The 11434-nt window shown below is 49.4% G+C and carries 8 protein-coding genes; 6 read left to right on the plus strand and 2 right to left on the minus strand.

Annotated elements, in window-relative coordinates; all coding sequences use genetic code 11:
- Nucleotides 1-25: 25 nt before the first annotated feature.
- Together ACQ4M4_RS25630 and ACQ4M4_RS25635 are read left to right on the plus strand one after the other, a co-directional pair.
- Entirely contained in the window at nt 26-385 is a 360-nt protein-coding gene (locus ACQ4M4_RS25630) for a hypothetical protein (RefSeq protein WP_430687317.1), read from the plus strand.
- Nucleotides 357-5744, plus strand: a complete 5388-nt coding sequence (locus tag ACQ4M4_RS25635; protein WP_430687318.1) for a DEAD/DEAH box helicase family protein — start codon at nt 357-359, stop codon at nt 5742-5744. The genes ACQ4M4_RS25630 and ACQ4M4_RS25635 overlap by 29 nt, the downstream gene beginning before the upstream one ends.
- A 76-nt stretch (nt 5745-5820) precedes the next feature.
- Here ACQ4M4_RS25635 and rnc read toward each other — a convergent pair whose 3' ends face one another.
- Nucleotides 5821-7017, minus strand: coding sequence for a ribonuclease III (rnc, locus tag ACQ4M4_RS25640; RefSeq protein ID WP_430687319.1), 1197 nt, complete (start codon nt 7015-7017; stop codon nt 5821-5823).
- Nucleotides 7018-7311: 294 nt separating this feature from the next.
- Between rnc and ACQ4M4_RS25645 the strand changes: the two genes are divergently transcribed.
- The 4 genes from ACQ4M4_RS25645 to recD2 all read left to right on the plus strand — a co-directional run bounded on the left by ACQ4M4_RS25645 (nt 7312) and on the right by recD2 (nt 11033).
- On the plus strand, nt 7312-8109 hold the full coding sequence (locus ACQ4M4_RS25645) for a DUF4058 family protein (protein WP_430687320.1): 798 nt from the start codon (nt 7312-7314) through the stop codon (nt 8107-8109).
- A gap of 111 nt (nt 8110-8220) precedes the next feature.
- Nucleotides 8221-8757 (plus strand): 3'-5' exonuclease, encoded by a 537-nt coding sequence (locus ACQ4M4_RS25650; protein ID WP_430687321.1) that lies wholly within the window; start codon nt 8221-8223, stop codon nt 8755-8757.
- A 79-nt stretch (nt 8758-8836) separates the two neighbouring features.
- A complete protein-coding gene (locus ACQ4M4_RS25655; RefSeq protein WP_430687322.1) occupies nt 8837-9073 on the plus strand; it encodes a YrrC family ATP-dependent DNA helicase in 237 nt (78 codons plus the stop codon).
- A complete protein-coding gene (gene recD2 / locus ACQ4M4_RS25660) occupies nt 8997-11033 on the plus strand; it encodes an SF1B family DNA helicase RecD2 (protein ID WP_430687323.1) in 2037 nt (678 codons plus the stop codon). Before ACQ4M4_RS25655 ends, recD2 begins: the two co-directional genes overlap by 77 nt.
- A gap of 68 nt (nt 11034-11101) precedes the next feature.
- Here recD2 and ACQ4M4_RS25665 read toward each other — a convergent pair.
- On the minus strand, nt 11102-11434 hold a 333-nt coding region (locus tag ACQ4M4_RS25665; RefSeq protein ID WP_430687324.1), incomplete at its 5' end, for a hypothetical protein.

Consider the following 11434-nt stretch of genomic DNA (forward strand, 5'->3'; position numbering starts at 1 on the left):
TTTTGCAGCGTGAGGATGTGTGTCAATGCCCGAAGAGAATGAAGAAAATCTTGAATTTGATGCCTCCTCACCTGATGTCCAAATCGCGATCGCGCATTGGCGGCAGTTTCGGCCCACGATGGTTGCCGAACTGGAGGCGAATGGGGAACTAGAAGAAGCGGCAATTGCAGCGGCCACTTCAGCCTTTGAATTGGAGCAATCGCTGAGTATCGATTTGGTTCGTCGAGGCTACGATTCTCCAACCGCGTTTGTGCTAGCTCATCAAATTGCACAAGAGCGATTTGTTTTGCTGCCCTCAGAAGAAGATATGCCCGATTTATTTGCCTATCAGCAGGCTGTGATGGAGCAAGATTTCAATGATGAACTACCGGATTCAGCCGGATAACTTACCCCCTTCAGGCCCGAAGCTCAGAGCAAGGCGAAATATTCAGGCCATCTCAACCCTTAAAGCATTAGAGGAAACTGGAAAACGAGCAACACCAGCACAGCAAGACATCCTGGCTCGATTTTCAGGTTGGGGTTCACTCCCAGATATTTTTACCACTAAAGAGGATTGGAGAAGCCTACAGACCGAACTGCGATCGCTCCTAAGTGAAGACGAATACGATTCCGCACGGGCCGCGATTCTCAATGCCCATTACACCTCTCCAGACGTAATTCAGGGCATCTATACAGGTTTACAATCGTTGGGCTTTAAGGGTGGCCGTATTTTAGATCCTTCAATGGGCGCGACGGGCAATTTTGAGGGATTGATGCCGCGACGAATGGCGGAAGCCTCTAAGATTGTTGGCATTGAGCTAGATGCAATTTCCGGCAAAATAGCCAAGCAGCTATATCCAGAAGCAGCCATTCATGTTGCTGGGTTTGAGAAGGTTCCTACCCCCGAAAAATATTTTGACCTAACAATTTCCAACGTGCCCTTTTGCGAGGTAGGCGTTGCCGATCCCAAATACAAAGCGGCAAATACGCTCCACGACTTTTTCTTTCTCAAAGGATTGGATTCCGTTCGCCCTGGTGGACTGTTAGCCTTTATCACCTCAACAGGCACAATGCAATCACGGCGAGGTCAGGCTGTGCGGGAACAGTTGGCGCAACAGGCGAATCTGGTTGGGGCGCTGCGGTTGCCAGGAGACGCTTTCAAAAAGTTTGCGGGAACCGAGGTGACGACCGATTTAATTATTTTGCAGCGCCTGGGGGATGGGGTTGAGCCGAATGGGGTTCGATGGACTGATCTCACTGACTCTTCGGTGTTGGGGCAGGATGGAAAACCGCTACGCACTAACGAGTATTATGCCGAGCGGCCTCATTTGATGCTGGGGGAACTGGCTGACGACAAGCTCCATCCTGGGCGATTAGCGCTGCTAGGAGATGGGCGCGATCTGCGGATTGCGATTCACCAATGTTTTGAGCAAGGATTTCCCAAAAATATTTATCGAAAAGCAACCCAAGTTGCTTTAGAAGAGAGTGCCTTTCAACTGCAAGCCATTCCGATTCCCCCGGAGTTAAATGAGGTAAAACCTCAAGCCTATACTAAAGTGCCACTTGGATTAGATGTCGTGCTGATGCAGCGACGTGGGGATCTGTTGCATCCAACGGGGTATGAGGGCAAAAGGCTTGAGCGTTGCCTGAAACTAATGGAGTTGCGGGATGTGGCTCAGCAAGTACTGGATGTGCAACTGAAAACAGATTCTGATATTCAACTGCAAGAAGCTCAGGCGGAACTGAATCGCGTTTACGATGCGTTCACAAAAAAATACGGCTATGCGCATGATCGCGCCAATGCTCTTGTCTTCCATAGTGACCCGGACTATGCCCTACTACGTGCTCTAGAAAACTACGACTCAGATCTCAAAACAGCGACAAAAACGCCCATCTTCACCCAGAGAACCGTTTCCCGCTCCGCTACTCAAGAATCAGCCGAAACACCGAAAGAGGCACTGTTGTATTGCCTCAACGAGAAGGGATCTGTGGATTTGGCCTATATCTGGGAACTGGTGGATTTGCCAGAAAACGAGGCCACTAAAGCATTACAATCTGAAGGATTGATTTTTCGCGATCCGAAATCTGAGCAGTGGCAAACCGAGGATGAATACCTCAGCGGCAATGTTCGGTTAAAGCTGCAAGCGGCAAAGCTTGCAGCAGAAGCAGATCCCCAATATCAGGTGAATGTCGAAGCCCTAGCCGCAGTCCAGCCGCAGCCATTACTCCCTGGTGATATTGAGGTACGCCTTGGCTCAACCTGGATTCCACCCGAAGATATCCGAGACTTTTTGCTGGAAACTCTGGAACGCAAAAGCCGCAGCGAAATCACAGTTCAATACTCCAAAATTGCTGGCGGTTGGGGAGCTTATTCGGAATACTCTGCTAGAAACTCAGCTATCAATAACTCGATTTTGGGTACTTCTCGCTGCTCTGCCCTACGCCTGGTCGAGCTGGCCCTCAACCTCAAAAATCCAGTGGTGTACGACACCATTGATGATCGGCAGGTGATTAACCGGGATGAAACCGCAGCCGCTCGTCTCAAGCAGGAAGAGTTAAAGGTTCGCTTTAAGGATTGGATTTGGCAATTGCCTGAGCGTACTGAGCGACTAACTGAACTTTACAACCAACGATTCAATACCTTTCGGCCCCGTACCTATAATGGGGCACACCTTACCCTGCCTGGAGCAAACCCGATAATCCAGTTTCGACCTCATCAGAAAAATGCAATCTGGCGATCGCTGCAAGAAGGGAATACCCTCTTGGCTCATTGTGTTGGGGCTGGAAAAACTTTTGCGATGATTGCGTCTGCGATGGAATCCCGACGATTGGGGTTGGCTCACAAACCGATGATAATTGTGCCCAACCACTTGCTCGAACAATGGGCAAAAGATTGGAAACTCCTCTACCCCAATGCAAATATTTTGGCAGCAGACAAAACAGACTCGTCTGCCCAAAATCGAGCCGAACTGACTGCCCGGATTGCGACAGGGGATTGGGATGCGGTTATTGTGACCCACTCATCGTTTGGCAAGTTGCGCCTCAACTCTGATACCCAAAAAGCATTTTATAAAGAGCAAATTGCGCTCATTAAAGATGCGATCGCAGAAACCGGGCAAAGCGAAGAATCTAGAGCCGTTGTAAAACAGCTTGAACGGCAACGCAAGCGCTTACAAAAAAGCGTTGATGCTTTAAACAATCCAAACCGTAAAGACAATGGACTAACTTTTGAACAACTTGGCGTCGATCTGCTGATGGTGGACGAAGCACATATGTTCAAGAATTTGGGCTACACGTCTCAGATGAACAATGTTGCTGGACTGCCCAATACCAATAGCGATCGCGCAATGGATCTGTATATGAAAGCGCGATACCTGGCTCAGCAACAGGGAGAAGGAAAAGGGCTTGTATTTGCAACTGCAACACCGATTGCAAATACAATGGCCGAGTTGTATACCATGCAACGCTACTTGCAGCCTCAACTTCTTGAAGATCTGGGCCTTTCAGGGTTTGATGCGTGGGCTTCCACTTTTGGGGAAACAGTTACGGCTCCTGAAATTAGTCCTGCTGGAAGCTATCGTGTCAAAACTCGGTTTGCCAGATTTGTCAATGTGCCGGAACTGATGAGCGCGTTCCGCCAGATTGCTGATATTCAAACTAAAGAAATGTTGAATTTGCCGACTCCAAGTATTGTTGGTGGGAAGCCTGAAGTGATTGCTACCTCATCATCAGATTTGCAGCTTGCATTCACTGAAAGTTTGGCAAAGCGGGCTGAAAATATTTCAAAAGTCGATCCACACTCCGATAATATGCTCCTCATCACAACAGAGGGACGCAAATCTACGTTAGATATGCGGTTAATCAATCCCCACCTGCCTCACGAGCGTAATAAAGTTGATGCGTTTATCGAAGATGCCTTTGCTGCATGGCAAGAGAGTCGAGGCGAGAAATTAACCCATCTAGCCTTTTGCTATCTAGGCACCCCTAAAACCACCAAATCCAGGTTTGAGGATGCGGTCAAGCATTTTTCCGTCTACGAATATATCAAGGCCCGCTTGGTTGAGATGGGGATGCCAGCGGATCAGATCGCTTTTGCTCAAGATGCTAAGAGTGATGCTCAAAAGCTTAAGCTACAGCAAAAATTTAACAATGGTGATGTGTATCTCATCATCTCTGGGCAGCAGTTGGAGACAGGGTTTAACGGGCAAAAACGACTCAAATATCTATCCACCCTGACCCCACCATGGCGACCAGATCAGATTGAGCAAGCTGAGGGACGCGCACTCAGGCAAGGCAACCAGAATGAGTCGGTTGTAATTTGTCGCTACGTGACTCAGGGGCGAAACAGCCGACCTTCTTTCGATGGGTATAACTGGCAGACCTTGGAAACCAAGAAGAAAAGTATTGATCAGGTCATGGCTGGGAATAGCGAGTTGCGCTCAGTTGAGGATTGCTCCGAAGCGGCCCTGACCTTCGCTGAGGTGAAAGCGATCGCCACAGGCAACCCCCTGATTCTAGAAAAAGCCGAAATCGACAATCAGGTGAGCCAACTCGCATCACTGAAGCGATCGCACCTCAATACGGCTTATCGGATGCAGCAACAGCTTTCGTTCCTGCCAGCTCGAATTCAGGATTGTGAGCAAGCAATTTCAAGGCTTGAGCAAGATGTCGCAAGAATCCCGATCGGCTTCTCATTTGAAAATTTCAGTGGTGAACTGGATGGCTTGTCCTATCGCGATCCTCGCGAATTTGCCAAAGCGCTGCTCAATCGGGAGTTTCCGGTACGTTTGGACTACAAGAAGGTTGGGTCAGTTGCTGGCTTTGAGATTGGCATTAGAGCTAAAGCTGAAGATGACAGAACAGCTAAACTCTTGTGCCTCCGAGGAGCAGGTACTTACTACCCTTCGATCTCAAACTCCTATAGCCAAACAACTGAAAATATTGTGGTCGAAATTCAGTATCTATCGACTCGATTGGCGAATACCCGCGCTCACCTAGATACTGCGATTGCAAATCTAAAGACGCTATCCGATAACCAAAATATGGCTTTCCCCAAGGAAGCAGAGTTACAAGCAGCCCTCACCCGGCAGCACCAAATCAATTTTGAGCTGGGTTTGTATCAGGACAATGCGGTTGAGGTCGTGGTGGAAGAAGCCGAACAGCCATCCAACCAAAGTGAGGATGAAGCTGATGATGAACTGGATCTTGATGCCGTTTCCGCTCAAGCCTGGATGCCTCCAGAACCCAATTCTCAAAATATTTTGGATGCTCCTACGCCCGAATTGTTAGAGCCGAAAGTTTCCCCAATAGATCGCTATGTTCCGACCTTGCAGGAGATGCGGGATTGGGCGATGGACGCGCTTGTGCTGGAGCAACCCCCTGCTTATTTAGAGCGAGTGAGAGTGCTTGCGGCTGCAATGTTGGAAGGCACTGACCAAGCTGCATTGCCTCCAGACCAAAGAGACCCGAACTTCACCAATCCACATTTCACATTGAGTAAAGAAGCTGTTGATGCGATGCACACCGCATCAACAGCTTCTATTGCTCTGCGATCGCCCTCTATTGATGATTTAAGGCAGTGGTACGTTCGAGCGGCTGAACAAGGACAAGCCGATCTGCTCCCAGCGATTGCTGCATTAGGCAAACAAATGAAGAAGGCAGATGCAGAACAGATGGTTTTGCCCTATGCCCAGTGGCACCAGATGCAGGCTTCACTTTCAAGAAGTCTAGAGCTAGCTTCAGATCCTCAAGAGGTTTGCCGCTAGAAGCATACGGAGTTCACAATGTAATAGGCAAACCCATTGCTTTATTACATCTGGCCACGGGAAGGAGGGCAGGGAGCTAAAGTAGCCCCAACTTTGATAAGGCATCGATCGCTGCCCGTTTTTCAGCTTCTTTGCATTTGCCGCGTGCTGTCCCCACACCATAAACTTTTCCTGCAATTTGGGCCTCTACTGTCCGCGTGCGATCATGATCTGGGCCAGATTCGTTAATCACAACATACTGGGGACATACACTATGCTCTGCTAGAGCATAGTGTTGCAGCCTGCCTTTAGGGTCTACTAGATGGGTCGGACTAGGAGCAGAGGTTTTCGTTGGGGAACGTCCAGCTATTTGGTCAAATAAGGGTTCTACCAATTCACGAACCGATTCAATATCTGAATCCAAATAGTAAGCACCAATGACAGCTTCAAAGATATTGCTCAGCAGAGATGGTTTGGTCCGTCCTCCAGTGAGTTCTTCGCCATTTCCTAACAGTATCCATTGGCCCAAATTCAATTCCTTTGAGAATTCTGCCAGCTGTGCGTTATCGACCAAGCTTGAACGCCGTAATGTGAGTTCTTGCTCAGAACGACCTGGAAAACGACGGCAGAGATAATCTCCTGCTAAAAAGCCTAAAACTGAGTCTCCTAGAAATTCTAGTTGCTCGTTATCTCCTTCTGTTTCGGTCGGGTGCTCAAATATGTAGGAGCGGTGGGTTAAGGCACGAGACAGCAGCAGCGCATTGCGAAAAGGAAGGCGCTTTAGCAATTCAGCTAACCGCTCTCTAGCTTGAGTTTCACGTTCGGAAGAGACTGGATTGGATGTCTCAGGGCGGGACTGCTCCTTTAAGAGCGATCGCAACATCTCATGTTTGAGTCCCTCAGCATCGGATGCTTCTGGTGCGCCAATCGCAGCGAGAAGGCGAACAACACTATCCGTTGCTCGGTAAGCATCCTCTGAGGTAAACGTAGATTGATGTGCCCATCGGTTTCGAACATCAATCAATTCGCTCACGAGCCCATGCTCAGCCCGTGAGAGCGTCGCCTTGAAAACCTCATCCCATTGTCGAAGCACAATAGATAGAGCTACAGCAACATCTTCCCGTAATGCATCTTGAACTGGACGCTTTCGCAGAATATCTTTGAGGCAATCTCTTACCTTTGTTATCCAAGTTCCCGGATACGCAGCTTGCATTTTTTGCTCTACGTAGCGATGAAGCCCCTGCCTAAGAAACTGTAGAGCTTTGCCAACTTGTTCGTGATTATAGGTTGTCATGAATTCAGGTGTTGTCCCACTCGTTTAGGAAACGACATAAAGTAGGGGCAAAAGAGCAAGTGGGGTCTTGCACGGTGATAGAAGGATCTACATCCGCAGCAATTACTATTTCGCAAACCAGACGTTTTAACGCTGCCAAAAAGTGGGAAGCATAGCTTGATTTCGTTGGCCGTTCAGGTTTAGCAACAGCGATTGCACGACTACTAAGATTGGTTACTAGCCGTGCGATTACAGAAAGCTTGAACGATCGCCTTTTTCCAGCCATGATCAAGATAGTGTCGCTGAGCAGGAACTATGCGATCGCCCTTTCCTGGAATGAACCCTTATCTGGAGAATTCAGAGCTATGGTCGGAAGTCCATAGCCGCTTAATTGTGGCGATTGCTGATGAAATTGCCTTACCGTTGCGCCCCAATTACTACGTTGCGGTAGAGAAACGCACTTATATGGCGGAGCCCGATGATAGTGTTTTAGTCGGGATTCCAGATGTTTCAGTTTTTTCAAAGCCAACCGCCAATCGCCAGGGGGATGAATCCCAAGCTGCAACGGCTGTTTTGCCGTCTGCATCAGAGCCATTGACGGTCACGGTTCCGTTGATGGAGGAGATACAAGAGCGATATTTAGAGATCCGGGAAGTAAAGACTGGTGCGGTCATTACGACGCTTGAGGTGCTGTCTCCCAAGAACAAACGGGCTGGAGAAGGGCGGGATGCTTATTTGCGAAAGCGCCAGCAGGTTTTAACGAGTTTGACGCATTTGGTGGAAATTGACCTGCTGCGAGCCGGAAAACCAATGCCAATTCAAGGAAATCCGCCTAATGCGGACTATCGGATTTTGGTCAGTCGAGGCGATCGCCGCCCAACTGCTCAGCTTTACGCATTTAGCCTGCGCGATTCGATTCCTAGTTTTCCATTGCCCTTGAAGGCTGGAGCCGTGGAACTGTTGGTTAATCTAAATGAGATATTAAATGGTGTCTATGAGCGGGCGGGCTTCGATCTGCGAATTGACTACACTCAACTCTTACAACCGCCTCTTGCAGAAGAGGGAATGGCTTGGATCGCTGAGCTATTGCAAGAGGCTGGGTTAAGGCCGTAGGAATGATGCAAACTCTGTGGTTTGCCTATGTAACCTCTTTGTATTTGTTTGGGCATGCTCAGTTTGAGGGATGTGAGTTATCTGCTTGAAACCCTGTGTTAAGTGATTGCCATGACTACCTTTGTCGCTCTGGATTTTGAAACCGCTGATAACGGAAGAGATAGCGCCTGTGCGATCGGATTAGTACGAGTTGAGGATTGGCAGATCACTCAGCGGTCTCACTATCTAATCCGCCCTCCTCGACCCCAGATGCGGTTCACTCACATCCACGGCATTCGGTGGCAGGATGTAGCTGGACAGCCCTCCTTTGGTGATCTGTGGGAAACTATTGCGCCGATTCTAGAGGGATCAGATTTCCTGGCAGCTCATAACGCCTCTTTTGATAAAGGTGTTCTACATGCCTGTTGTGATGCTTTTGAGATTTCCCGTCCCCCGCAATCGTTTGTTTGCACGGTTCAGCTTGCCCGAAAAACTTGGAACCTTCGTCCGACCAAATTGCCCGATGTTTGCCAATTCCTGGGAATTTCTCTGGAGCACCACCAAGCGCTATCGGATGCAGAAGCATGCGCCAGAATTGTGATTGCCGCAAATCCAGATCAGCCAGGAAAAAAGTCAGTGAACTTTAAGGATTCTCTAAACATTTGCTGAATGGTAGCTGCTGTCGCTGTGAGTTTGAGCGATCGCCCAATGAAGCAGGAGCGACCGTTTCCCGTGCTAGATTTGCAGTATGCAGCAGCCCTCGAAAACGCCATTCCAGCCACAAGTTGAGCCTCTTCAAGGGGTGTTAGAGCGTATTACCTATCATTCTGGGGAGTCCGGCTATACGGTCGCACGGCTAAAAGCTCCACGAACTAGCGAACTGATTACGATTGTTGGTAGTTTTGCTAATGTGCAAGCCGGACAAACGCTTCAGTTGGAGGGAATCTGGCGGGAGCATCCAAAGTACGGACCTCACAGGTATTGAGAAATATCTGGGTAGCGGGCTGATCAAAGGGGTTGGCCCTATAACAGCCAAACGCATTGTGACCCACTTTAAACTCGATACCTTAGACATTATTGAGAATGATATTGGCCGCTTGATTGAAGTTCCTGGCATTGCCAAGAAACGAGTCAAGATGATCCAGACAGCCTGGGAAACTCAAAAGGCGATTAAAGACGTCATGCTGTTTCTTCAGGGGCATGGCGTTTCAACGACCTACGCTGTCAAAATCTACAAACAGTACGATAACGAATCGATTGAGACCGTCACTCAAAACCCGTATCGCCTTGCCACCGATGTTTATGGCATTGGTTTTGTCACTGCTGATGCGATCGCCCGGAATCTGGGGATTGGCCCTAACTCGGAATTTCGCTACCGAGCTGGTATTTTGCATGTGCTGAGTGAAGCAGCAGAAAATGGGCATTGCTTCCTGCCCCAACCGGAACTGATAGAAAAGGTTGTGAGCCGTCTGGCTCTACCTGATCATCGGATTGAGCCTGAAGACATTTTGGCTCTAACAACGGATATGGCCTTGGATGAGCAACTGATGATGCAAGGAGGCCCTGCCCAATTTGAACGGCAGTTCCTGTGCTATGCGCCTCCCTTTTTCCATGCCGAACAGGGGCTGGCCAATCGCATGAATCGCCTCCTTAGCAACCCTACCTCTGTAGAGCTGGAGCGGGTGAATCGGTGGCTCGATCGCTTTACTGAGAAAACGGGCCTTCAGCTATCGGAGCAACAACGACAGGCAGTGGTGATGGCTGCTGCACATCGAGTCCTGAGCCTTACAGGTGGCCCTGGGGTTGGGAAATCCTTTACCTGTCGCACTATCGTTGCGTTATGGAAAGCGATGGGCAAGACAATTGCCCTTGGTTCTCCAACAGGCCGTGCGGCCCAGCGCTTATCGGAAATGACAGGGCAAGAAGCAAAGACGATTCACCGGCTGTTGGAATTTGATCCCAAGCACATGAAGTTCAAACGAGATAGCGAAACCCCTATCCCAGCCGATGCGGTTGTCGTTGATGAAGCTTCCATGCTGGATCTGTTTCTAGCAAATTCTTTGGCAAAAGCCGTTTCGCCTGATGCTCATCTCCTCTTTGTTGGGGATACCGATCAATTGCCTAGCGTAGGACCAGGAGCTGTACTGCATGATCTCATTGCCTCTGGTTTAATCCCAGTCGTCCGGCTGAGCGGAGTGTTTCGCCAAGCTCAAGCATCCGCGATTGTCAGTAATGCTCACCGAATCAATAGCGGTCAATTTCCGAAACTGGAACCTGTGTCCAATACTCCTCGCACGGACTGCTTATGGTTCAATGTTGCAGAACCCGAGCAGGGTGTGCAGGCGATTCGAGATCTGATTACCCATCTGATTCCACGACTGGGGTTTGATCCGGCGTGTGATGTGCAAGTGCTTTGCCCCATGAGCCGGGGAGATGTGGGAACCCGTAAACTCAACCAGACCTTGCAGGAACTCATCAATCCCCCTGCCATCGGCAAGGCTGAACTGGTACGCGGGGGGATGACGCTGCGAGTGGGCGATCGCATTCTCCAGTTAAAGAATGACTACAACCGCGAGGTCTTCAATGGCGACCTGGGCGTGATTACGGCGATCGATGTCGAAGAACAGGAAGTCAGCGCTCAGTTTGCGGGTCGTGAGGTGATTTATGATTACGCCGACCTGAATGAAATTACCCTGGCCTTTGCCACCACAATCCATAAGTCTCAGGGAAGCGAGTATCGCGTTGTAATCCTGCCTGTGTTTATGCAGCACTATATGATGCTGTCGCGAAACTTGATTTACACCGGATTGACCCGCGCACGAGAGTTAGTCGTCCTGGTGGGTGATCAAAAAGCGATTGGTCTGGCTATCCAGCAAGTCAAAGACCAGGAGCGGTACACATTGCTTGCTCACCGTTTGGCAAACCTGCTAGCGATCGCCGTGTAACTGTCCACCATCAACATAGAATTGGATCATTATGGGCGAGGGAGGATGTCAACATCGCAGGATGTTCATCACAACCTGGGTTTCGGTTGTTCCCATTCCCGCCGAGAGTCAGACCAGAACATGACGGCTCCACACTGACAGCCCAGAAAATATTTTTTCTTGAGAGTTAGCTTGGGGATCTTGGCCATTTTTTGCTGACAGTGAGGGCAAGAGGTGCGGGAAAGCGATCGCCCTTCTGATTTAGAAGATGCTGTTTTCGGTTTCCTGCTAGACAGCGATCGCCCTTCTGGTTTGGAGGCTGCTGTTTTCGGTTTCCTGCTAGACAGCCTGGGCTTCTTTTCAGTTGGGAAACTGGCAACTGGTACCGCACTGCGATAGCGTGGGATCACCTTCTGAGCGGT

The sequence above is a fragment of the Leptolyngbya sp. AN02str genome (assembly GCF_050565595.1).
In the GTDB taxonomy this organism is placed as follows: domain Bacteria; phylum Cyanobacteriota; class Cyanobacteriia; order Elainellales; family Elainellaceae; genus Kaiparowitsia.